The sequence below is a fragment of the Enterobacter sp. JJBC genome, from assembly GCF_036936505.1.
Taxonomy (GTDB): domain Bacteria; phylum Pseudomonadota; class Gammaproteobacteria; order Enterobacterales; family Enterobacteriaceae; genus Enterobacter; species Enterobacter hormaechei_C.
This window is the reverse complement of the sequence record NZ_CP136935.1, coordinates 4,052,368-4,074,573: the sequence shown is the minus strand read 5'-3', so window position 1 is coordinate 4,074,573 and position 22,206 is coordinate 4,052,368. Positions and strand designations below refer to the sequence as shown.

The 22,206-nt window shown below is 53.3% G+C and carries 23 protein-coding genes; 12 read left to right on the top strand and 11 right to left on the bottom strand.

The features are described from left to right. Positions 1-36: 36 nt before the first annotated feature. The 10 genes from RY075_RS19580 to RY075_RS19535 form a co-directional block, all read right to left on the bottom strand. On the bottom strand, positions 37-402 hold the full coding sequence (locus tag RY075_RS19580; RefSeq protein WP_271126109.1) for a type IV toxin-antitoxin system YeeU family antitoxin: 366 nt from the start codon (positions 400-402) through the stop codon (positions 37-39). Between the two features lie 22 nt (positions 403-424). After that, on the bottom strand, positions 425-646 hold the full coding sequence (locus RY075_RS19575; protein ID WP_338627934.1) for a DUF987 domain-containing protein: 222 nt from the start codon (positions 644-646) through the stop codon (positions 425-427). Positions 647-666: 20 nt separating this feature from the next. Beyond that, complete coding sequence (gene radC / locus RY075_RS19570) at positions 667-1,146, bottom strand: DNA repair protein RadC (protein WP_338627933.1); 480 nt, start codon at positions 1,144-1,146, stop codon at positions 667-669. Positions 1,147-1,157: 11 nt separating this feature from the next. Then, positions 1,158-1,637 (bottom strand): antirestriction protein, encoded by a 480-nt coding sequence (locus tag RY075_RS19565; protein WP_338627932.1) that lies wholly within the window; start codon positions 1,635-1,637, stop codon positions 1,158-1,160. 16 nt (positions 1,638-1,653) lie between these two features. Beyond that, positions 1,654-1,908: a hypothetical protein gene (locus RY075_RS19560; protein WP_338627931.1), complete on the bottom strand. Its 255-nt coding sequence runs from the start codon at positions 1,906-1,908 to the stop codon at positions 1,654-1,656. Then, a complete protein-coding gene (locus RY075_RS19555) occupies positions 1,908-2,726 on the bottom strand; it encodes a DUF932 domain-containing protein (RefSeq protein WP_338627930.1) in 819 nt (272 codons plus the stop codon). The genes RY075_RS19560 and RY075_RS19555 overlap by 1 nt, the downstream gene beginning before the upstream one ends. Positions 2,727-2,935: 209 nt before the next feature. Continuing rightward, a complete protein-coding gene (locus RY075_RS19550) occupies positions 2,936-3,562 on the bottom strand; it encodes a hypothetical protein (RefSeq protein ID WP_143345945.1) in 627 nt (208 codons plus the stop codon). A gap of 5 nt (positions 3,563-3,567) precedes the next feature. After that, positions 3,568-4,119 (bottom strand): hypothetical protein, encoded by a 552-nt coding sequence (locus RY075_RS19545; RefSeq protein ID WP_171863706.1) that lies wholly within the window; start codon positions 4,117-4,119, stop codon positions 3,568-3,570. A 307-nt stretch (positions 4,120-4,426) separates the two neighbouring features. Next, positions 4,427-5,182: a GTPase gene (locus RY075_RS19540; RefSeq protein WP_171863705.1), complete on the bottom strand. Its 756-nt coding sequence runs from the start codon at positions 5,180-5,182 to the stop codon at positions 4,427-4,429. A 199-nt stretch (positions 5,183-5,381) separates the two neighbouring features. Next, entirely contained in the window at positions 5,382-6,203 is an 822-nt protein-coding gene (locus RY075_RS19535; protein ID WP_338627929.1) for a hypothetical protein, read from the bottom strand. Positions 6,204-6,774: 571 nt separating this feature from the next. Here RY075_RS19535 and RY075_RS19530 point away from each other — a divergent pair. After that, positions 6,775-6,984 (top strand): AlpA family transcriptional regulator, encoded by a 210-nt coding sequence (locus tag RY075_RS19530; RefSeq protein ID WP_050863320.1) that lies wholly within the window; start codon positions 6,775-6,777, stop codon positions 6,982-6,984. Positions 6,985-7,724: 740 nt separating this feature from the next. Continuing rightward, a complete protein-coding gene (locus RY075_RS19525; protein WP_338627928.1) occupies positions 7,725-8,345 on the top strand; it encodes an inovirus Gp2 family protein in 621 nt (206 codons plus the stop codon). A gap of 185 nt (positions 8,346-8,530) precedes the next feature. On the opposite strand, the gene RY075_RS19520 is transcribed toward RY075_RS19525, so the two are convergent. Then, complete coding sequence (locus tag RY075_RS19520) at positions 8,531-8,866, bottom strand: hypothetical protein (RefSeq protein WP_338627927.1); 336 nt, start codon at positions 8,864-8,866, stop codon at positions 8,531-8,533. A 414-nt stretch (positions 8,867-9,280) separates the two neighbouring features. Between RY075_RS19520 and RY075_RS19515 the strand changes: the two genes are divergently transcribed. The 10 genes from RY075_RS19515 to vgrG all read left to right on the top strand — a co-directional run bounded on the left by RY075_RS19515 (position 9,281) and on the right by vgrG (position 22,205). Further along, a complete protein-coding gene (locus tag RY075_RS19515; protein WP_338627926.1) occupies positions 9,281-9,883 on the top strand; it encodes a DUF2913 family protein in 603 nt (200 codons plus the stop codon). Positions 9,884-10,331: 448 nt separating this feature from the next. Then, a complete protein-coding gene (tssB, locus tag RY075_RS19510) occupies positions 10,332-10,829 on the top strand; it encodes a type VI secretion system contractile sheath small subunit (protein ID WP_338627925.1) in 498 nt (165 codons plus the stop codon). Positions 10,830-10,862: 33 nt separating this feature from the next. Then, positions 10,863-12,410, top strand: coding sequence for a type VI secretion system contractile sheath large subunit (gene tssC, locus RY075_RS19505; RefSeq protein WP_194386728.1), 1,548 nt, complete (start codon positions 10,863-10,865; stop codon positions 12,408-12,410). A 17-nt stretch (positions 12,411-12,427) separates the two neighbouring features. Next, entirely contained in the window at positions 12,428-13,777 is a 1,350-nt protein-coding gene (gene tssK / locus RY075_RS19500; protein ID WP_338627924.1) for a type VI secretion system baseplate subunit TssK, read from the top strand. Beyond that, positions 13,774-14,502 (top strand): type VI secretion system protein TssL, short form, encoded by a 729-nt coding sequence (tssL, locus tag RY075_RS19495; RefSeq protein ID WP_338627923.1) that lies wholly within the window; start codon positions 13,774-13,776, stop codon positions 14,500-14,502. Before tssK ends, tssL begins: the two co-directional genes overlap by 4 nt. Continuing rightward, the gene (locus tag RY075_RS19490; protein WP_338627922.1) at positions 14,502-16,184 is read left to right on the top strand and encodes an OmpA family protein; all 1,683 of its coding nucleotides are present in this window, start codon (positions 14,502-14,504) and stop codon (positions 16,182-16,184) included. Before tssL ends, RY075_RS19490 begins: the two co-directional genes overlap by 1 nt. A gap of 4 nt (positions 16,185-16,188) precedes the next feature. Continuing rightward, entirely contained in the window at positions 16,189-16,680 is a 492-nt protein-coding gene (hcp, locus tag RY075_RS19485) for a type VI secretion system effector Hcp (protein WP_126356469.1), read from the top strand. A 174-nt stretch (positions 16,681-16,854) separates the two neighbouring features. After that, the gene (gene tssH, locus RY075_RS19480; RefSeq protein WP_338627921.1) at positions 16,855-19,500 is read left to right on the top strand and encodes a type VI secretion system ATPase TssH; all 2,646 of its coding nucleotides are present in this window, start codon (positions 16,855-16,857) and stop codon (positions 19,498-19,500) included. Beyond that, the gene (locus RY075_RS19475; protein ID WP_338628670.1) at positions 19,494-19,814 is read left to right on the top strand and encodes a lysozyme inhibitor LprI family protein; all 321 of its coding nucleotides are present in this window, start codon (positions 19,494-19,496) and stop codon (positions 19,812-19,814) included. Before tssH ends, RY075_RS19475 begins: the two co-directional genes overlap by 7 nt. A 36-nt stretch (positions 19,815-19,850) precedes the next feature. Continuing rightward, a complete protein-coding gene (vgrG, locus tag RY075_RS19470; protein ID WP_338627920.1) occupies positions 19,851-22,205 on the top strand; it encodes a type VI secretion system tip protein VgrG in 2,355 nt (784 codons plus the stop codon). Position 22,206 lies beyond the last annotated feature (1 nt).

Here is a 22,206-nt window from a genome sequence, read left to right as displayed (position 1 = left end):
AGTCGAATTGAAAAGGGGATGGATTAGAAAGTGGAGTTAGCGGGGGATGCTGTTACCAGACGTCGGATAAATCGCGATATAAAGGTAACCACAACTGCCCAGTGTATCTGCATCGCAGGTCAGCCCTTTTGCATACAACGTGACGCAATGCTGATTGCGGGGATTGAGTTCACCGGAAACTAGCATTAACTCAAGCTGCTTCATTAGTACCGGAAAGGCCTGGTCGAGATGACGTAAATCCTCATTGTTGAATGTTCCGGTGATACTTGCCCGGTCAGCCAGATAATGCAGCCGGTTGCCTTCCTGTACCAGCCGTGCGCCAAGACACGGCGTGACGGTGGGTTTTAGTCCCCACCAGGGTTCGGCAATATCATGGTTTGCTACAGGTGTTGTGTTCTTCATTTAAGTAATCCTTAACTGTGCGTTAATCCAGGGTAACGCTGCGCAATACGACATACGGGCCATTGCGGTCCTGGCGACGCTCAGCGAATACGGCCAGCACGCCGGCGATATCCTGTACCTCCCGGCCGGCATAGTGGCAGATACTGCCTGACCACTGGTATTTGCCGGTGCAGAAGCGAAACAGCCGGGACTGTGGATGCTGGCGGTATATCGCCATTGCCTGGCGCTTGCTGATAATTTTCATCGGGTTACTTTTCTCCTGTGCTACAGCCAGCCTCGCTCTGCAAACGAAACGATTTCCATCCCGCCCACCACCAAGTGGTCCAGCAGGCGGATATCGACCAGTTCCAGCGCCTGTTTAAGACGGGCCGTAATCTGTCTGTCAGCATGACTGGGCTCTGCCTCCCCTGACGGGTGGTTATGTGCCAGAACGGCAGCTGCAGCGTTGTGCTTCAGACCGGATTTAACTACCTCACGTGGATGGACGGTGATGCTGTTAATCGTCCCGAGGAACAATGTGTCGTGGGCTATCAGACGGTGCTGATTGTCGAGCCACAGAACGGTGAAGGCTTCGCGGTCAAGCGTGGCAAGCTGCAGGCGTAGCCAGTCGCGTACTGAGCTGCTGGATGTAAATGCTGCACCTGGCTCACGTAGCTGGCATTCCAGCAGGGTCAGTGCCGTCCGGATGGTCTGCTGGTCAGTGGGGGCTAATTCACAAGCAAATAACGGTAACTGTTGTTCCATAGCGGCTGGCCTCAGTCGATGATATGCATGATGGCGCTGCATTCCGCGTGGTTAAGCGCGTAGTCCCGCAGGCGATAGTAGTGCTCCGTCATGGCGTCGCATTCGGTGCGCATGGCGTGGTGACTGTATGTCATTAGGCAAACGGCTATTCCGGCAGCTTCGGCACTGAGTTCGCCGCCGTTGCCGTTCATGGTGTTAAATAGCGCCCATTTATCATCTGTATCTCCATTTGTTTCCGGGGCCATAAACGCACCGCCGTTACTCAGTGTGTAGAAATTCCAGATACCTCCGCTGTAGTCTGCGCAGAAGCGGTCCATCCAGGCGAAGATGTGCGGCTCCAGGGTTATCCACTGCGGGATACTGCTGAAGTGCTGCGGCCAGAAGCTGATGCGCTGCTCGTCCTGTACGAGGGTGGCGGTGAGCGCTGGGGAAGAACCGGCAGGTTGTGGCGGTAACGGGAGGGTATCGTTAAGGTTAATAATTTCGGTCATGCTGGTTTTTCCTTGTTTATTTATCAGGTTGGGGATGCTGGTTAAGCCGGAGTGACGGGCAGGACTGCGCATAGCCATCCTCATCAGAGCGGGAGGGCCAGTAGCCCTCCGGGAGGCTTAAGCTGCACAGGCTGCATTCACCGGGGCGATAAAGAAGGTGTGAGCACCAGGCGTACAGATCGTCATCGGAGATGGAGCGGCAGCCGGGATTGTTCTCCAGGGCGGTCGGATAAGGGAGGGCCTGGTGAGCGTTATCAGGCAGCGTTGGCATCAGCTCAGCGCCTGCTGTAGTTCTTCCGCCATCACCCAGAGTGCCCGGTTAAGCTTAACGTCGCCGTCTATGCCATTAACCGTGCGGGTATGGCTGCGTTTGCCTTTGGCAGTACGTCCTGGCAGACCCCCTTTCAGCAGGTTCTCCTGGCAACGGTTGAAAACTGACCACAGGTCGTCCTGACGGTCTTCATGGCGGCGGGGCGTTAATATCTGGGATGCCGTCACCGGCTGGTGATCTTCACCAAAGCGGTATGTCAGTGCCGCTCTGGCAAACGCCTGCTGTGCCGGGGGCGGGAGTAAAAGCGACTCCATGGCACCACGTTTTTCTTCCACCTTGCCAAATATCCCCAACACTTCATAAGCGCCTTCAATGACTTTCTCCACCACGTTACCCCGGTGCGAAACTCTTATTTCGCCAAACGACTGTCCGCAGACCAGCGAATTCGTGCAGACGCTTCGGAATATTCCTGGTAACAGCTGAAAACTGGATTCGCCACCGTGCGAATTGAGGATGATGATTTCCGGCACCTGCTGACCGTTTATCTGACCGGTGCGACGCAGACGGAGCATATGCTTTGTGTGCTCCCGACGGTCCGGATCCCGAACGCGTGACTGGCAGGCAAAGAAGGGCTGGAACCCTTCACGCTGCAGATTTTCCAGCAGGGTGATGGTGGGAATAAACGTGTACTTTTCACTCCTGGAAGCATGTTTGTCCTCTCCGAAGACGCTGGGGACATGCTGCATCAGTTCTTCACGGGTTAACGGACGGTCACGGCGTATCTGATTAATCCGGCCAAAACGGCTGGCTAAACGCATGGGTAACTCCTTTGATTACATAAATGAAAAGGCCATACCTCCGGAAGGAAGTACGGCCTTTTAGTGAACAAAAATAACGGGATTAATACCCGGGTGAATACGGTCAGTACCAGGGATGCCAGACGAGCAGGCTGTAACCCAGAACAAGGGCTGGGACGTAAACAATGCAGGATGTCAGATAGATAACACCTGCTATCATGTCAGTATCCTTACTGATGGTCGACCAGTCGCGCGAGAGAGGCAATACGGGTTTCACCCTGTGCCTGGCTGCAGTTATTGGCCCTGGCAGATACCAGTGCGCCAGCGAGCGCAGGGGCCAGTTTCCGGGCTGGATATTGCCAGCTCCATGCCAGTGGACCGTGATCGGATACGCCGTCATTTTCATAGAAATGGAAAACAAAGCTTCCCTTTTTATAATCCAGCATACGTGACGCTGCGCGTGTCAGATCCGGAGAGAGCTGGCTGTCGAACAGTGTCAGTGGCTGTTCCGCATGAGCCTTCATCTTATGTTCCCTCTCCGGGTAATACTGGATGGTCATACCCGTTGCGCCTGATGCCTTGCCACCGGTGATATCTTTCAGCCAGTAGAGAATGTTCAGGCGCTTTTCCGGACCGTTACAGGTAAGAATAAACTTCTGCGTTGCCTTACCTTTTGTGGCGCTAATGATAAAATCATCCACGCCATCCATGATGTGGTCATGCATGACCTGTACATTTCCTGCCACCTCTCCTGTGACGAGAACGGGTTTAATGTCATATGCAGCAGCGCGGCTCACCTGAGTCCATAACACCGCGACGACAATCAGCAGCCGGGCGATAACGTTTACCGTTTTCATCTTTTTCACTCTCCCGCTTCGGGTAAAACGACATAAATATCCCGGCCCGTGACCTCAATGGTCACGGGCTCCTTTACACCGGTATTCAGCAATGCCTGCGCCTGCCAGAAACGACCGCTGACCTCTTCATGCATATCCGTCACGCGGATACAGCGCTCATCACTCCCCTCTTTATGCAGGATTTTCGTCACGACGGCACAGGCACTCTGCGCCAGATTTTCCGTACCTGACTGCCGGTTAAGGAGATATATTCCCGCAAACGACAAGGCAGTACATAACAACCAGACCTGCATCAGTCGCCAGGGTTTATCCTGCATCTGGTCACGCTGACGGAGATATACCACCGGGAACCAGAACCAGATAAAGGATGGCGGCGAAATGCCCTGTTTCACCAGGTTAGTACGGTCCAGCAACACCCAGACCAGGGCAATGACCAAATAAATGACAAGCGCGAGAGCCTGCGGAAAATTCAGAACCAGGACAAACCAGAGGATCGGGAGAACAACCGCAAGGCACCAGGCGAACAGGTCTGCACGAAGCAACGGATAGGATTTCATCCCATTTCCCCCCAGAATGTTATTTCCTCATTGAAGACAGTGACGAACAAAAACATGGAAAGACTCCTTTATAAACAACTTACTGGAATAGTTAAGGAAGAGGCTGCGGGTTATTTTCAGCGCAGATCGTACTGCCTAACTTTCTGGTGTGATAATCGTTAATTCAGATCGATAATTGATTACCGATCGTTATTTTCTATCGAGATCGTCGATCAATAATATTAATTTGATAGTTAATATCTATTGCATGGTTTCATTTCGATCGTCGAAACAGATCGAACAGGTGCTGATAAAAGACACGATAAAATCAGAACAGGAGATGCCAGACGGCGCGGGCAACAGTCAGCAACCGGTGGCGGAGCTGGTGGAGATAGCGAACCAGCATCCCGGAAGTCTTCAGGGTGTTCACCGCTTCATCAAATATCTCCCCGGTCACGCGGACAAATCCCTCACGCGCTGTCTCCCTGACCGTGTCGGTACGAAGTTCGGGGTGAAGATGTCGGGAAACAGCGCTGCCGCTGTGTACCGGTAACGCCAGTATCAGGGCCTCCACCCAGTGATGCAGGTTGTAGTGCTCAGCAGCAGAGACGGCAACGACCGGGTGGGCAGTGGCGAAAAGGGTTTCGGCTAGTCGGGTTTTGGCCTGCAGGTTATGTTGCTGCTGCTGCGAGGGCCGGTGATTCTGCCCATCCCATTCCCGGCAGGGCTCCATTTTGTCCGCCTGGCTGAGTACAAACATAAAGCGCTCCGGTACTGCTCCGCTGCGGAGTAACTCGCGGTAACAGCGTATATCCTCGTTCCAGGCCCGCTCATCGGCTTTGAGTACCCAGACAATCAGGTCCAGTCTGCCGGACCATGCCTGATACAGGCGACGGTAAAGACTGTCCAGCTCAGGAGTTTCGCCAATACCCGGAAAATCTACCAGGGTCAGCGTATGTGTGCCGTGAGTGACCCGATAGCGCTGAACGGTGCGGGTGCAGCTGCTGATGGCATCAACCCTGGCGGGAGGTGGACTGAACAGTGTATTGCAGAGGCTGGATTTCCCTGCGCCACTTTTTCCCATCAGTCCGATACAGGGTTCATAACTTATGATACTGCTGAGTTGACGGTATATCTTTTCTGTCGCATCAGCAGGCAACCGCGAAAGGAGTTGCTGTAGTGGCATTATTTTAGAGGATTCATTGTTCATATTTCACCTGTGATAAAAGAATTTTGTTCAATATCACAGGAGTAATATAGGTCTGAAATAATTTACAACTCAATCAATTGTATTGAGGTTTCATCAGATGCCTTTTCTTCTGGCTTTCATTCATGGTTTTAAACTTCAGACGTTCTTTACCAAAAGAAATATCAATACCTTTGATAATCACAGATCCAGCTAACTTCTCCCCAGGAAAGTTTTTTTGTAAAGTTAGCACCGGTATAAAAAAAGCCCCGGTTGTATCCGTCCTGAGTGATTCAGCGATCTTACAGAGGCCTCTGGGTATTCTTCGCTCTGCTTTAGCTACAGCTTCGTATTTTATATAGCGTACGTTTTCAAAATCCAGCACCCCGCCATATTTGTCCCATTCATTCCTACTGACAGTGATCATCCTGCACGTAGCAGTAAACGTTCCGGAGTACAATCCTGGGATAGTACTGATATTACAGTAATAACACGCCACATATGTCTTCAGCACAATCCGAAACGACTTATCGTTAACTTCGTGACCATGGTTGCTAAAATGATTAGCAACGTGTTCAAGAATTTTATCGTCAATTGTTTCCATCAAAGCTTTATGGTTTTTCCGTATCAGAGAACTTTCTCCTTTATGAGGGTGAAATACATCAGACAGCCCGAAAAACTCAACCGAACCATTCACACTAAATTCTTTTGAATTAACATATTCGGGAAAAAGCTGAACCGGAACGGGTTTATTTTTGATGTCATTATTAGCCATCAGATTTTCTCTCTCTTTTGTGACCAGAGAGTAAAGATAATGAGACGTACTTTTTTTCCCATTCGACTTCACAGCTTTGTCACGAAGAAACGCTTCAGTCTCCTCATCAGAATAGTACATCGTTGCTTTGTATTTATACGCCATACATCCCCCAGGCTGTTCCTGATTTCTCTGCATTTGCCTGCTGGTTTACCTTCCTGCTCCGGAAGTTCCCCCATCACCATCGCACAACTAATTTACCTTAATTTGATAATAATTAAAAAATTAAAAGTACCCTAAATTCAATAATTTTAGGGCATTTATTACATTTGTTTAAATTTAAAAGTGACCTATAAAAGTAGGTTACTTTTTGTTTTAATGTTTAAATTCATAGCATTAACTAAAGTGTGGTCGTTTCAGAAATCTACCAGTCCCCCTCTATTCAGAAGGTACTTTTTACCTTGAGAATCTCACGGAACCGGAAGTTAGTTAAAAATTACTGCGACAACAATCTTCTCAGACGCTGCCCGCCATACCCATGGATCGCTATGGCATGACATCTGCTCCGGGTCAAAGAAGTGACGTTTTATGCATCTCTTACGCGACGGAGGAAAGTGGGTAACAACCAGCTTCATTAATTTTTTACACGGCCTTCCATCCCCTGAGGAAGGCTGCAACACAACACTGAGAACCAGTCATTCCTCCTTTTCACATTCAACGTAAAGGAGATATCCACATGAATACATCACCTGCTCTGCTGAACGACCAGCTTGTCGATATGGCATTCATCACCACCTATACCGAAATGACAGATAAATGGTTCTACAAACTCATCAGTGAAGGACTCTTCCCTAAGCCAATCAAACTGGGTCGCAGCTCGCGCTGGCTAAAGAGCGAAGTGGAAGCCTGGGTGCAGCAGCGCATAGCAGACTCCCGGGGTAACTGAGCATGGCTGTAAAAGAGTGGAAGCAAGGCTTAGCTCCTGGTGGCCTGGCAGAAGCAAAAATGGATAAAACAGACGTTGTCCATGAGCACTTTCAAATGTCCTGATTATCAGATTTTCATTTATATTCTGAATTGCTAACCCTGGAGTAAATTCTGAACACCAATAATATAAAGCCCCGCATGTGAAAAGGCTTTGGTATATATCAGCTATCTTCCATCATACAGTATATATATTATATACGAAGGAATTAACATATAAATGGATTAATATATATAAAAAGATATTTGTATATAAGCGTTTAATATATTAAATCATGGGGAAGCAAGCTAATGGCATATGCGTGTAGATATGTAGATGGATATGAAAAGTGATTGATGATGTATTTTGGAGAGCGTGTTTGGTTTTAACATTAAATATGTAGCCCTGACTAATTTAGCGTAAAGAAACTGAATTTGAGTAAGGGTGTTGTTTATTTTAGTCACGTGCATTAATTCAATTTTGACATATTAAAATGCTCTCAAAGAAAACATGGTTAAATATCAAAAGAAATGACAAGCACACTTCATAAATAGAAATCATCGCTGTTCACTATCAGTTATAACCGCCATGGGGTAATAACGGAAAAATAACACCCCTACCTAAGAAAGGCATAAATATCAAAAAAACAACGTATTCATTACTGCCATTCGCTCTGGCAGAGGCTTCGCTCGCCTGAGAAAAACGCAAAAGGAGTAATACTTATGACTAACCTTAAATTTGGGGAAATCAATCCGGGCTATATGAATCGTATTACGGATATTATCAACTTCGCTACAACAGCCCATGCCAGGACATCCGTATTCACCTTCGTACTCAGATTGCCTGAACATCGTGATACAGGCGACAGTATTGCTTGTGTCCCTGACCTGAGTTCAGGATTGATGGAACGAGTAACTGGGGCGCTGAGAGCCCGTATCACAGCCCATCAGAAACGACGCAAGCGGGAAGGCCTTCAGGTTTGTCCAACGGACCTGAGACACCTCTGGGTACGTGAGGTGGGAACCAGCGGTAAATCTCATTACCACATGGCGATATTCGTTAACAAAGATACGTTCAATGGATTAGGGAACTATTCGAAAGAAGACCATAACTTGGGGAGTTACATCTGCGAGGCATGGCTAAGTGCACTGGGGCTGCTCGAATTCCCTGAGTACAGGACGCTGGTTTCTTTCATCAACAAGCCACATTATCTGGAGCGTCTTCGTGTGGATCGCTATGGGCAACAGTTTCTGAATTTACGGAGCCACCTGGAATACTTTGCCAAAGAGCGTACCAAAGTTTACAGCAAGGAAGAACGTTCATTCGGGGGAAGTGTCAGGTGAACCAGTTCTACACTGAATGGAGACATTTAATCAAATGGGTGAAGACGTTACCAGTTAATTATTCTCCATGTTGGGAGGCACACCGTTTGTCTCGGGAAAGGATCGGGGTGGTGCAGTGTGCTATCCGGGTTATCGCTGGATGCAGCCAATCGTAGAACAGAAAGCGCTATCTGGGTGTCTCGGCATCACTGAAGCATGTCACGTATCCTCCGCATCCATCCGACAACTTCTCCCTCAGGATCGCGTTCGTGTATATGGGCGGCAGTCATCAAAGGAAACGCCCGTTCTGCCAGACGTGCCTTGGCAAGGTTATCTTTCATCACACCATCAAAGCCCTGAGCCAGCGAATAGGCTTCTGCAAACACTTTAGGGGTAGCTTTACCACCGACAGGATGGTCGGTGACAGCGATCATCACCCCAAACGCTTCGTGAATGGCTTCGGGATGAAGATAACTTTCGACTTCATGTTTCAGCGTCTGTGCTGCCCAGCATCCGTTGCCACGTGCATTTACGGCATCCACCGCCAACGATCCTGCGATGGATGTGGGAGTCTGCCAGTGCACCTGAGTACAAAATAGTGCTACTGATGAATCTTGATACGCTGGGGGCCTGGCGCGATGAGGTCGTACAGCAGGAGATGAGCGTGATACTCAGAGAGGCATGGCGCACTGTGACGGGTACTGATAGCAACTTCACCAGTATGGCGTCTTTCATTATCAGTCGCATAGAAAGATGTTCATTTTCACAGCCATTCAGTCAGCTACAGACCAGCGTGAATGAAATGGTATCTCCAGTGATGACAGCCAGAACGGGTGTGGTTTGTCCGTGAAGATAATTGTGTCTGTAAGCAAAGAAGATGGCAGTTAATTCTGGTCTGAAAATATGCACCTTATCCCGGTCTTCCCCGATCTCTGCTGCGCCGATATAATTTCTGAATGAAAAAAGCTCACGATACCTTACCCCCGGAACAAACCGTCGCGGCACTGGCACATTTTGCATGGTGTGCGCTTGTCGCCTTACGTACCGCACAGCAGGATGGTCAGGCGTTGTCGCCACTCAGCACGCACGCATTTTTACTGCGCTGGTTAACGGTGGCGTATAAGCAAAAACGGTTTACGCGTGCAATCGCATCCGATATTGAGGCATTGCTGACGCTGGGACGCAGCAAAGGTCTTGCCGCAAGCTTATTCAGTCGTCTGGAATATTTGTGGGTATCCTGTACAGGGCCGGTGACCGCTCAGTCGGATTTGTACCGTCTGACGTACGCAATTGAACAGCTTAAATCGGAGGGCTGGGTCAATGCAGTGGTGAGTGACCGGGAGTGGGGCACTGAAGCCCTGACTGAAGAATATCGTGATATTGATGCGCTGCTGGTAAGAAAATCGGCACTGACCGATGGATTTTCTAATGAAGGCAAACTGGTTGCGCCGGTTGAATTTCAGGTGACGGGCAACCTGTCAGCATGTATGGCGGTTTTCCTGGCCCATGCACTCCCTGCTGTCGTGCTGAAGCCTGACAGGATCGCCATACATCTCTGATAGTTATTGAAACGTTTTCTTCCGGGACATGAAACCGCTTTTGTTCCTGATGTTTTCCTTATCGCTACTGCTGTATTTCCCACATGAAGCAAGGTTATGGCTTACTGCCCCTTTTATCCTTACTGATCTAAAACCATATCTCTGAAAATGAATGGGTATTTTAATTTTTCCGATATTGATTTGGATCAATTCAAGGTCATTCTGTTAACAAATCTCCGTTCATTTTAACTGTTGCGAAATAAATGCTCGTTTTGCGCACTAGTGGTAGTTCATTTTACTGGCATGTCAGTGCAATTCACTATTAACATTTAGTAGAAAATTCTTAGGAATTTTCTCTATGCCGATTAAAGATCGCTATATTTGATCTTAAGTCGATTATTATTCTATTATCGCGTGTAAATCACTTTAGTCTGAAAGTGCACGCAGCGATAAACCGAGGGATGATGAGATGGCTGATAGTTTCCAGAATGAAGTGCCAAAGGCACGTATTAATCTAAAGCTTGACCTGCATACAGGGGGAGCCAGCAAGAAAACCGAGCTCCCTCTGAAATTACTGGTGGCGGGTGACTTCAGTAATGGTCAGGAGTCTGCACCACTGTCTGAGCGCAAAAAAGTTAACTTGAACAAAAATAACTTCGACTCAGTGCTCTCCGAATACTCCCCAAAAGTCAATCTGACCGTTAAAAACACGCTGGCTGATGACGGCAGTGAAGAAAACATCGGCCTGACCTTCCGGAGCATGAAGGATTTCACCCCGGAGCAGGTTTCCAGGCAAATCCCACAGCTGAAGGCAATGCTTTCCATGCGCAACCTGCTTCGCGATTTAAAAGCGAACCTGCTGGACAATCAGGCTTTCCGAAAGGAGCTGGAAAAAATTCTGCTCGACCCGGCGTTAAGCGCAGAACTCAGAGCCGAACTTTCAGCCCTGGCGCCTAAGCAGCCATAACGGTCACGATGATTTAACGGATTAAAAAGGAAGATGCTGATGTCTGTAAAAAATGAGAATGCGGCTGGTGGCGAAAGCGTGGTGCTGGAACGTCCTGCGGCAGGTGGGGTTTATGCATCCCTGTTTGAAAAAATCAATCTTAACCCGGTGTCCGAGCTGAGTGCGCTGGATATCTGGCAGGACGCACAGGCGATGTCGGATGCGACCGCGGATGAACGTTTAACGGCGGGGATGCAGGTGTTCCTGGAGTGTCTGACAAAATCAGGCTCAAAAGTTGAAAAACTCGACAAAAACCTGATTGACCACCATATCGCAGAGCTGGACTACCAGATTAGCCGTCAGCTGGACGCGGTAATGCACAGCGAAGAATTCCAGGCGGTGGAGAGCCTGTGGCGCGGCGTGAAATCCCTGGTCGACAAAACCGATTTTCGCCAGAACGTCAAGGTTGAGCTGCTGGATATGTCCAAAGAAGATCTGCGTCAGGACTTCGAAGACAGCCCGGAAATCATTCAGAGTGGACTGTATAAACATACATATATTGATGAGTACGACACTCCGGGTGGAGAGCCGATTGCTGCGCTGATTTCAGCGTACGAGTTTGATGCGTCTGCGCAGGATGTTGCCCTGCTGCGTAACATTTCAAAAGTCTCCGCAGCTGCCCACATGCCGTTTATCGGTTCTGCCGGCCCGAAATTCTTCCTCAAGGATTCGATGGAGGAAGTGGCGGCCATCAAGGACATTGGCAACTACTTCGACCGTGCGGAGTACATCAAGTGGAAATCCTTCCGTGAGACGGACGATGCCCGCTATATCGGTCTGGTGATGCCGCGCGTGCTGGGTCGCCTGCCATATGGCCCGGATACCGTGCCCGTACGCAGCTTTAACTACGTGGAAGAAGTGAAAGGCCCGGATCACGATAAATACCTGTGGACCAACGCATCCTTCGCCTTTGCATCCAACATGGTTCGCAGCTTCATCAACAACGGCTGGTGTGTACAAATTCGTGGCCCACAGGCTGGTGGTGCCGTGCAGGACCTGCCTATTCATCTGTACGATCTGGGTACCGGCAATCAGGTGAAGATCCCGTCAGAAGTGATGATCCCGGAAACCCGTGAGTTTGAGTTTGCGAACCTGGGCTTTATTCCATTAAGTTACTATAAAAACAGAGATTATTCCTGCTTCTTCAGCGCTAACTCCACGCAGAAGCCGGCCCTGTACGACACTGCAGATGCCACGGCCAACAGCCGTATCAACGCGCGTCTGCCGTACATTTTCCTGCTGTCCCGTATCGCTCACTACCTCAAGCTGATTCAGCGTGAAAACATCGGTACCACCAAGGACCGTCGCCTGCTGGAGCTTGAGCTCAACACCTGGGTGCGCAGTCTGGTGACCGAAATGACCGATCCGGGCGACGAGCTGCAGGCTTCTCACCCGCTCCGTGACGCCAAAGTGGTGGTGGAAGATATTGAGGACAACCCGGGCTTCTTCCGTGTGAAACTCTATGCGGTGCCGCACTTCCAGGTGGAAGGGATGGACGTCAACCTGTCGCTGGTTTCCCAGATGCCGAAAGCCAAATCCTGAGGCGAGGGGAAATCAGGGTGAAAATTTATCGTCCGTTATGGAATGAAGGGGCGCTTCTGGCCCCTCAGCAGTTCCAGCAGCAGTCTGAATGGGATGCATTTTCCCGGGCCGGTATTGCCGCCCGCGGAAATGCTTTCCACTGGGGTGTTGGTCGGGTTGAGCTTGATGACGCGATGCTGGCCTCCGGCCGCGTGCAGGCGCAGTCACTTCGTCTCTGGTTACCGGATGACACACTGGTTGATACCCGATCCAGTGACCTGCCTCCGGAGCCACGTGAAATCGAGGCACCGGCTTCTGCCGGCAATGCCCCGGTGACAGTGTATGTGGCGTTACCGGTGATGCAAGCCGGGATCGTCAATGTGCAGACAGACACGCAACCTGCAGAGCGCCCGCTTCGCTATCGGGAAGCGTGGGAGACAATCGCCGACCGCTTCGGTCAGGAAGAAGAGTCGATGGCGGTGGCCCGGTTTAATCTGGCATTCCGTTTCGGACATGAAGACAACGGCGCCTGGGATACCTGCGCCATTGCCCGTCTGTTACAGGACGGGCAGGGGGGCTGGCGTCAGGATCCTGACTTTATCCCGCCGATGGCGCTCTTCTCGGCAAGTCGTAATCTGTGTGAACGTCTTGCGCTGCTGAATCGCCAGCTGCGCTCCCGCCGTCATCGTCTGATGTCCATGCGTCGTGAAAGCAACGACAGAATGGCCGATTTTGCGGTCGCTGACGTTTCGTTGTTCTGGTTGCTGAATGCCCTGAACTCGCATGCACGGGTGCTTTCTGAGTATGAGCGCTTCCCTGACAGACATCCTGAGCAGGTCTGGGCCGAACTGGCGCGTCTTGCTGGCAGTATGCTGACCTTCTCGCTTGAGCACGATCTGGATGCCATTCCGGGATATGACCACCGCGCGCCGGAAAAAACCTTCCCGCCGCTGTTTGACCTCATCAGTGAGCTGCTGGAGGCCAGCCTGCCTTCACGAGTGGTCGCGGTCAGGATGGATCGTCTGGATCCGGAAACCTGGAAAGCGGTACTGCATGATATTCGTCTGCGCGATGAAGCGGATTTTTACCTTTCCGTACGAGCCAATCAGCCAGCATGGCAGATTGCTGAACGGTTCGCAGAGATGTGTATTGCCGGTGCCCCGGCGAATGTCGGTGAAGTATCCGGCGTGGCCGTCGAGGGAATTGGCCTCATTGCCCTGAGCCGTGTCCCTGCTGCACTGCCGGTGCGTCTGGAGAACCAGTACTTTGTACTGGACATGGAGAGTGATGCGGCCCGCGAAATGCTGGATCAGGGGGTGTGCGTATTCTACGTTCCATCCCTGCTCGGCGAGCTGGAGCTTGAACTGTTTGCGGTGCTGCGCTCATGAATAAGGTTATCGACATTGATGCCCTGATGGCAGAGACCTGGCTAACCGTGGCGCAATTGCGTCACGGTGGGCAGGTGACGGATGGCCCTGCGCTGTATGCGGCCTGCAAAGCGCAGGTGGAAAGCGTACGCGAGGCGCTGGTGCGCGCCGGGCTGGGTGCTGAAAGTATTGATCACATCACTTATGCCCAGTGCGCCCTGCTGGATGAAACCGTCATGAATCGTAAACCCGTGGCTCAGCACACGGAAAATGCGCAAGCGGCAGTATCCGGCGACAGTGCCCTTGGTGCGCTGAATATGCCCCTTGATGCCGGGCAACGAGCCTGGCGTTCTGCGCCACTGCAGGCGGTTTACTTCGGCTCCCTGAGAGCGGGCGGAGCCTTGTACGATCGTATCGCGGAGGTGCTGCGTCAGCCCGCACCGGAGCCTGCGGTGCTAACCTGCTACCAGCGGGTGCTGGCGCTGGGGTTTCAGGGGCAATACAGCCTCTCCGGGGTGGGACAGTCTCAGCGCGATGAAGTGATCGCTGCCCTGAATGAGCGAGTGCCACCGCTGGAAAGCGGGACATCACTGGTGGTTCAGAAGACCGGTCGCCGTCGTGATAACCTGCTGCGCTCCGTCTGGTTCTGGATTGTGCTGGCGGTGATCCTGACCGGTGTGGTGTGGCTGGGTGGTCATTTGTGGTTGCAGGATCTGCTGCGCCAGCAACTGCCGGAGCAGCCCTGATGCGTGGAAAAACCCTGGCCCGGGCGGCCCTGCCGGTAGTGCTCTGCCTTGCCGCCGTACTGTGGCTGGTATGGGGATTCCTGACCTGGCTGGTTGCCGGGAAAGCCTTCCTGACTCTGGTAGCCTTGCTGGTTGCGGGCATGCTTGCCCGTCGCCGTTACCGTCAACAGCGACCGGTACAGCTGGCTGATGAGGCCGGACTTTTCCCGCCCGACAGTCATACCGGACCGGTGGTGCTGGTATGCGGGGATGTGGACGATAGCATGTTCACAGCAGGGCAGACACGCGGCACGGCGCAGGGGTGGTACCTCCGGATAACGGAACTGACCGGACTCACGCCTTTTGCAGAGCGTCTGCTGGCCCGTACGCCGACGATGGCAGGCCAGCTCGCCGTAATGTACCGCTGTTTGCCGGACCAGCATGAAGATGAGGCGCTGTTGCGCGCCTCTTTGAAAGCATTGCGCCTGCAGATGAAGCAGTTGCGGGACCTGACCGGCTTTAGCGTGCCGGTGGTCCTGAGTGCCGAATTCAGCGGTCCGGAAACGCCCTGGATAGTGGTACGGGGAAATACGACCCTGGTATGTCCTGAAAACGAACCTGCTGTCACCCTCAGAGAATGGCAGCAGTCCCCGCAGACGGCTCTAATTCAGCCATACCTGTCCCAGGCGACATCGCTGCTTCACGCCGTGATGCTGGATGAACTGAGCAAAGCGGACAGGTTGTGTCCGGCCTTACGACCATTTGCTGTCTCCCTGCGTCTCGGGTCGGTATCCACCTCGGCAGCCGCGCTGTGGCCACAGTTATTGTTCCGCCAGACCCGCATTGCCTCTGCCGGCCATGTCACTGCCTGTGAACCGCGCTGGCATTTTGCCGATGCGGTACTTCCTCTGCTGGCTCCTTATACCACCCCGTTGCAGGGTGGCAAAACCGCGCGTCGGGTGGTGATGATTCTGCTGTTATGCGCCCTGGGTGCCATTGTCCTGTCCGTGCGGCATAACCAGTCGCTTATCCGCACGGTCAGCGCCGACCTTCAGCGCTGGCAGGCTATCCCGATGAACCACTATGCCCCGAAAGCGCAGGCCCTGCATGCCCTGCAGCAGGATGCACTGTTGCTGGAGCGCTGGCAGCGTCAGGGAGAACCCCATCGCTACGGGCTCGGACTGTATCCGGGCAACCGCCTGTGGCTGGCGGTGCAGCAGGCCATTGATACGTATGTTCCTCCGCCGCCATCGCCAAAACCGAAGCTAAAGCCGGTACCGAAAATTGTCCGTCTCGACAGTATGTCGCTGTTTGACTCCGGCAAAGCGGTGCTGAAAACCGGCTCCACCAAAATGCTGGTCAATTCGCTGGTCGGCATCAAGGCGAAACCGGGCTGGCTGATTGTGGTCGCGGGTCATACGGATAACACCGGTAATGCACAGCTGAACCAGACGCTGTCGCTCGAGCGTGCTGCCGCGGTACGCGACTGGATGCGTGACACCGGTGACGTGCCGGAAAGCTGTTTTGCGGTGCAGGGCTATGGCGCAAGCCGTCCGATCGCAACCAACGACACCCCGGAGGGCCGTACGCTCAACCGCCGTGTCGAAATCAGTCTGGTACCGCAGGCCAATGCCTGTCAGATACCGGGCCACACCCAGGCGTCATCGCAGGATGATGGCGCATCACAACACAATGGAGAGTAATTCCATGGCAATTCCTGTTTATCTTTGGCTGAAGGACGACGGCGGTGCGGACATTAAAGGGTCTGTGGACGTTCAGGATCGTGATGGCAGCATCGAGGTTGTCGCTCAGGAGCATAACCTGTACATCCCGACTGACAACAACACCGGCAAGCTGACCGGTACCCGTATCCACACCCCGTTCCTGTTCACCAAGGAAATCGACTCCTCCAGCCCGTATCTGTACAAGGCTGTGACCACCGGTCAGACCCTCAAGTCTGCGGAATTCAAGTGGTACAAAATCAACGACGCGGGCCAGGAAGTGGAGTATTTCAACACCAAACTGGAAAACGTGAAGGTCGTTAAAGTGAATCCGGTGATGCACGACATCAAGGATCCTTCTTTCGAGAAGCACAACCACCTTGAGCAGATCGAGCTGCGTTACGAAAAAATCACCTGGACCTACAAAGACGGCAACATCATTCATTCCGATTCCTGGAACGAACGCGCCACCGCGTAAGTCACGAGCGGGCAGAGCTTCTCTGTCCGCTTTTTTGCTTTTGCTTTTGCTGAGCGTCTGCCTGTGCGGGCGTTGAGCAAAAAACATCACATCCCGGAAACAGACCTTATGGGCCTCGGTAACGGCCAGGGGCGGTAGCGTGCCTGAACGGTCCTCAACAGTGAGCAAGCAAACATGGAAAACCCGGCAATCCTTCTTCGACGTCTCAACCCTTACTGCGCCCGCGCGATGGAAGGGGCGGCCTCTCTGTGTCAGACCCGCGCCCATGCGGAAATTCTGCCGGAGCACTGGCTGCTGAAACTGCTGGAGCAGGGGGAGGGGGACCTTACCGTGCTGGCCCGCCGCTACGAATGGGATATGGACGCCATCTGGCAGGATTTGCTGGGCTGGCTGGATAAACAGCCGCGTTCGGTACGTCACCGCCCGCAGCTGTCTGACGGCATTCAGACCCTGATGCAGGAAGCCTGGCTTATAGCCTCTCTCAATGGTGAAGAGCAGATTCGCAGCGTCCATCTGCTGATGGCCCTGGTGGAAAAACAGAACCTGGTGCGCTGCGACGGGCTGTGGCCACTACTGACGCTCGGTCAGAGCCAGCTGGAGCGCCTTCGCCCACTGCTGGACGCGCAGTCTGATGAACGCCCAGACGTGCAGCAGGAAGCCGAACTGGCACAGAGCCACGGCGGTGAGGTGGAGTTTGTTGGACGTCCGGTGGGTGCAGAGCTGAAAGAAGGTGAACTGAACCCGGCGCTGCAGAATGCACTGGATAAATTCACGCTCGACGTCACCGCCAAAGCCAGAGAAGGCAAAATCGACCCGGTCTTTGGTCGTGATACTGAAATTCGTCAGATGGTGGACATTCTCTCGCGCCGTCGCAAGAACAACCCGATTCTGGTGGGTGAACCAGGCGTCGGCAAAACGGCGCTGGTGGAAGGTCTGGCTTTACGTATCGCTGAAGGCAACGTTCCGGAAAGCCTGAAACCGGTTATTCTGCGTACCCTCGACCTCGGCCTGTTGCAGGCAGGTGCAGGAGTGAAAGGTGAGTTCGAACAGCGCCTGAAAAACGTCATCGATGCTGTACAGCAGTCGCCCACCCCGATTTTGCTGTTTATTGATGAAGCCCATACCATCATTGGCGCGGGCAACCAGGCAGGTGGTGCAGATGCGGCCAACCTGCTTAAACCGGCACTGGCCCGTGGCGAACTGCGTACCATCGCCGCGACCACCTGGTCTGAATATAAGCAGTACTTCGAACGCGATGCCGCGCTGGAGCGCCGCTTCCAGATGGTGAAGGTGGACGAGCCGGATGACGACACCGCCTGTCTGATGCTTCGCGGTCTCAAATCCCGCTATGCCGAACACCATAACGTGCACATCACTGACGATGCGGTCCGTGCGGCCGTCACCCTGTCCCGTCGCTACCTGACCGGCCGCCAGCTGCCGGACAAGGCGGTTGATTTGCTGGATACCGCCGCCGCGCGCGTGCGCATGAGTCTCGATACGGTACCGGAAGCCATTACCCGGCTGAAAGCGCAACTGACGGCGCTGGCACTGGAAGAGCAGGCGTTGCTGGAAGATATCGCCGCCGGCAGTACTTCCCACGGCGACCGTCTGAGTGCACTTGTCCTGCAGCGCACGATGCTGGAAGACAGCCTGCAAAAACAGACACACCAGTTTGAACAGCAGAAAGCGGTCGCCACTGAACTGAGCGCCATCCGGAAGGATATCAGCCGTCAGACGGACATCGCTGACTGCCGACAGCAACTGGCTATCCTGCAGGAAGCCGGGACGCTGGTCCAGGTGGATGTCGATACCCGCACGGTGGCCAACGTGATTGCCGACTGGACCGGCGTGCCGCTCTCCTCATTAATGAAAGACGAGCAGACCGGACTGCTGAGTCTGGAAGATGACATCGGCAAACGAGTGGTCGGCCAGGACATGGCGCTGACCGCCATCGCCCGGCGCCTGCGCGCCGCCAAAACCGGGCTGACGTCAGAGAATGGCCCGCAGGGTGTATTCCTGCTGGTTGGCCCGAGTGGCGTCGGTAAGACCGAAACCGCGCTGGCGCTGGCGGACATGCTGTACGGCGGTGAGAAATCCCTCATCACTATCAACCTGTCCGAGTACCAGGAGCCGCACACCGTTTCACAGCTGAAAGGCTCGCCTCCGGGTTACGTGGGTTACGGTCAGGGCGGCATTCTCACCGAAGCGGTACGTAAGCGCCCGTACAGCGTGGTGCTGCTTGATGAGGTGGAAAAAGCACACCGTGACGTCATGAACCTGTTCTATCAGGTGTTCGACCGCGGCTTTATGCGCGACGGCGAGGGGCGCGAAATCGACTTTCGCAATACCGTTATCCTCATGACCTCGAACCTCGGCAGCGACTACCTGATGCCGTTGCTGGACGAACAGCGGGAAGCGACAGAAAGCGACCTGCACGAACTGCTGCGCCCGATACTGCGTGACCACTTCCAGCCGGCGCTGCTGGCGCGCTTCCAGACGGTGATATATCGCCCGCTGGCGGAAGCGGCGATGCGAACCATCGTGGAGATGAAGCTGTCACAGGTCAGTAAGCGGCTGAACCGACACTACGGCCTGCTGACGCATATTGAAGAGAGCCTGTATGACGCGCTGACCGCCGCCTGCCTGCTGCCGGATACTGGTGCGAGGAATGTTGACAGCCTGCTCAACCAGCAAATCCTGCCGGTGCTGAGTCAGCAACTGCTGACCCACATGGCCGCGAAACAGAAACCGGACTCCCTGACGCTCGGCTGGAATGACGAAGAGGGGATAGTGCTTGAATTTGATGTCGCGAAATCATAACGCAGAACGGAATTATTTATTTTAATAAAAACCAGATTATTCATGCTCAGTTTAAAGGTGCGCTGGATTCTGCTAAGGCCGAATATAAAATTTCAGACCGCAACCTGAATTCCGTTTGGCGAGAGCTCCCGGACTCTTCGCGAAATGCGTTAAAAAAAGAACAGCTGGCATGGGTAAATGAAAAAGTTACTAAATGCGGCAAATTGTCGGACGCAGAATCGAACAATGTCGATATTAAACAGCGTATCGAAATTTATCAGTGCCAGATAAGAATGACTAATGATCGCATTACTTTCCTCAGTGGCGATAATTAATTGACGGTGGCAGGTGTTCCGTAAGGGAGATAAAGGATGAATAGTGATGTTACCAGTCTGGCACAGAAGAAATTTGATGAAGCGCTGGGGCTGTCCCGTTATCGTGTGGATATTCATGACTGTTCACACTTTCTGGACGTGCTGCGTTTTCGCGCCAGTGAAACGCTGAGCCAGCCGTGGCATTATGATGTCACTTTCACCTGTGCGGCGAGCATTGCCAGCAATGAGGTGATGTTGAAACCGGCATCCTTCACCTTCCAGACGCCATTGTTTGATGGCACGCCAGCTGCGCCGGTGCGCACGGTATACGGCGTGGTGGATACATTCCGCCGAATCTCCGTGTCAGGGGATGAAATCACCTACGCCCTGCGACTCGTGCCGCGTATTGCCCTGATGCAGCACACGGAGCGATGCGCGGTATATCTCAATCAGTCCGTACCGGAAGTGGTAGAGCAGATACTGCGCTCTCATGGGCTGGAAGGGGCAGATTTTGAATTTCGTCTGTCGCAGACCTACCCGGCCCGGGAGCTCATTACCCAGTGGCGTGAGACAGACCTGGCTTTTGTTCAGCGCCTGCTGGCCGAAGTTGGTATCTTCTGGCGCTTTGAGATGGATGGCCGCATTGAACAGGACGTGGTAATTTTCCAGGACAGCCAGATGCAGTATCAGTTTGGTGTAAAGCTGCCCATTATTCCGCCGTCACGCACCAGCGACAACGGTCAGGAAAGCGTCTGGGATATTCGGCCGACAGACCGCGTGGTCACCGGCAGTGTGGCTAGCCGCGACTATAACTACCGTGATGCACTGACCCCACAGGACAGTTCGGTGACGGTTTGTCAGGAGGGTGGGGCCACCATCGGTGAGGTGTATCACTATGCTGAGCCGTTCCTGAGTCAGGGGGATGAGCAAACACCGGAGAGCGGTGCCTGGTATGCCCGCCTGCGCCATGAGCGCTACCTCAATGCTCAGCAAACAGTCACGGGGCGAGCAAGCCGGCTGGTTCTGGCTCCGGGCGAAGTGCTGGAGCCACAGGGCAGTGGACTGCCTGACTCGCTGAAGAACGGCATCGTCATCACCGGTATTCACACCTCAGGTGCACGTGACAAAGGCTTTCAGCTGCGCTTTACGGGCATTCCTTACAGCGAAACGGTCTGTTTTCGTCCGGCTCTGTTGAACCGCCCGGTGATGGCCGGCTCCCTGCCTGCCCGGGTGGAAAGTGATGAGAAGCATGACACTTATGCGTACCTCGACAATCAGGGGCGGTATCGCGTCCGGCTCGACTTTGACCGTAACAGCACCGAGCAGGGCTATGCCTACCTCTGGCTGCGCATGGCAAAACCGTACGCCGGGGATACCTACGGCTTCCACTCCCCGCTGCTTGATGGCACTGAAGTCTCGGTGATGTTCGACGGGGGTGACCCTGACCGCCCGTACATTGCCCACGCTCAGCACGATTCAGAACACCCGGATCACGTCATCCGTGATAATCACACGCGCAACATCTGGCGTACGGCCGGAGACAACAAACTCCGTCTGGAAGACAAGCGTCAGAAAGAGCATTTCAAGCTGGCGACGCCGTTTGGCAAGACGCAACTCAACGGCGGTCATGTTGTAGATAGTGAGCGTGAGCCCCGCGGAACCGGTTTTGAACTGCGCACCGATGAATACGGGGCGCTGCGTGCCGGACGGGGGATGTTCCTGACTGCTGATGCACAACCGGCGGCACAGGGCAAAATGCTGGATATGGCGCCGGCTATTGAACGCCTGAATCAGTCAGCGGCCGAAATGAAGCGGCTCAATCTGCTTGCACAGCAGGCTCAGGCACTCACCTGTGACCTCGAAAGCCAGAACAGAATGCTGGAAAACCGCCTGAGAGACCTTCAGTCCGCGGCACTGCTGGGCAGCGCACCGCAGGGCGTGGCGTTCACGTCGGGTGAGCATCTTCAGATGACCAGCAAGCAGAACACCATCCTGAGTGCAGGTCAGCATCTGGATATGGGAGCAATGAAGAACATCACGCTGGCTGCCAGTGAGTCTGTCGGGCTGTTTGCTCATCAGTCCGGGGCGAAGATGATTGCTAATCAGGGTGATGTTGAGATCCGCGCTGAAGCGAGTTCGATGGAGATGACATCTGAGCTGCTGTTTACCATCAGCAGTAACAAGGATGAACTGCTCATCAGTGCGCCTAAACTGCGACTTAACGGCGGCGGCTCCAGTATCACGCTGGACAACGGCGGCATTCTGGAAGAAACCCCGGGGGATTACCTGGTCAAATCTGCGCATTACCGCTCACCGATGGCGGGTGGCAGTATGGACATTACCCCGCCTAAGTTTAGCCAGACAAACGCCAGCGTGACGCCTCCCAAAACACGTAATATCCCTTCACGTTAAG

Excerpts from the sequence above, each read along its gene's own strand:
- RY075_RS19580 (WP_271126109.1), bottom strand. The coding sequence starts at position 402 with ATGAAGAACACAACACCTGTAGCAAACCATGATATTGCCGAACCCTGG.
- RY075_RS19575 (WP_338627934.1), bottom strand. The coding sequence starts at position 646 with ATGAAAATTATCAGCAAGCGCCAGGCAATGGCGATATACCGCCAGCAT.
- radC (WP_338627933.1), bottom strand. The coding sequence starts at position 1,146 with ATGGAACAACAGTTACCGTTATTTGCTTGTGAATTAGCCCCCACTGAC.
- RY075_RS19565 (WP_338627932.1), bottom strand. The coding sequence starts at position 1,637 with ATGACCGAAATTATTAACCTTAACGATACCCTCCCGTTACCGCCACAA.
- RY075_RS19560 (WP_338627931.1), bottom strand. The coding sequence starts at position 1,908 with ATGCCAACGCTGCCTGATAACGCTCACCAGGCCCTCCCTTATCCGACC.
- RY075_RS19555 (WP_338627930.1), bottom strand. The coding sequence starts at position 2,726 with ATGCGTTTAGCCAGCCGTTTTGGCCGGATTAATCAGATACGCCGTGAC.
- RY075_RS19550 (WP_143345945.1), bottom strand. The coding sequence starts at position 3,562 with ATGAAAACGGTAAACGTTATCGCCCGGCTGCTGATTGTCGTCGCGGTG.
- RY075_RS19545 (WP_171863706.1), bottom strand. The coding sequence starts at position 4,119 with ATGAAATCCTATCCGTTGCTTCGTGCAGACCTGTTCGCCTGGTGCCTT.
- RY075_RS19540 (WP_171863705.1), bottom strand. The coding sequence starts at position 5,182 with ATGGGAAAAAGTGGCGCAGGGAAATCCAGCCTCTGCAATACACTGTTC.
- RY075_RS19535 (WP_338627929.1), bottom strand. The coding sequence starts at position 6,203 with ATGGCGTATAAATACAAAGCAACGATGTACTATTCTGATGAGGAGACT.
- RY075_RS19530 (WP_050863320.1), top strand. The coding sequence starts at position 6,775 with ATGAATACATCACCTGCTCTGCTGAACGACCAGCTTGTCGATATGGCA.
- RY075_RS19525 (WP_338627928.1), top strand. The coding sequence starts at position 7,725 with ATGACTAACCTTAAATTTGGGGAAATCAATCCGGGCTATATGAATCGT.
- RY075_RS19515 (WP_338627926.1), top strand. The coding sequence starts at position 9,281 with ATGAAAAAAGCTCACGATACCTTACCCCCGGAACAAACCGTCGCGGCA.
- tssB (WP_338627925.1), top strand. The coding sequence starts at position 10,332 with ATGGCTGATAGTTTCCAGAATGAAGTGCCAAAGGCACGTATTAATCTA.
- tssC (WP_194386728.1), top strand. The coding sequence starts at position 10,863 with ATGCTGATGTCTGTAAAAAATGAGAATGCGGCTGGTGGCGAAAGCGTG.
- tssL (WP_338627923.1), top strand. The coding sequence starts at position 13,774 with ATGAATAAGGTTATCGACATTGATGCCCTGATGGCAGAGACCTGGCTA.
- RY075_RS19490 (WP_338627922.1), top strand. The coding sequence starts at position 14,502 with ATGCGTGGAAAAACCCTGGCCCGGGCGGCCCTGCCGGTAGTGCTCTGC.
- hcp (WP_126356469.1), top strand. The coding sequence starts at position 16,189 with ATGGCAATTCCTGTTTATCTTTGGCTGAAGGACGACGGCGGTGCGGAC.
- tssH (WP_338627921.1), top strand. The coding sequence starts at position 16,855 with ATGGAAAACCCGGCAATCCTTCTTCGACGTCTCAACCCTTACTGCGCC.
- vgrG (WP_338627920.1), top strand. The coding sequence starts at position 19,851 with ATGAATAGTGATGTTACCAGTCTGGCACAGAAGAAATTTGATGAAGCG.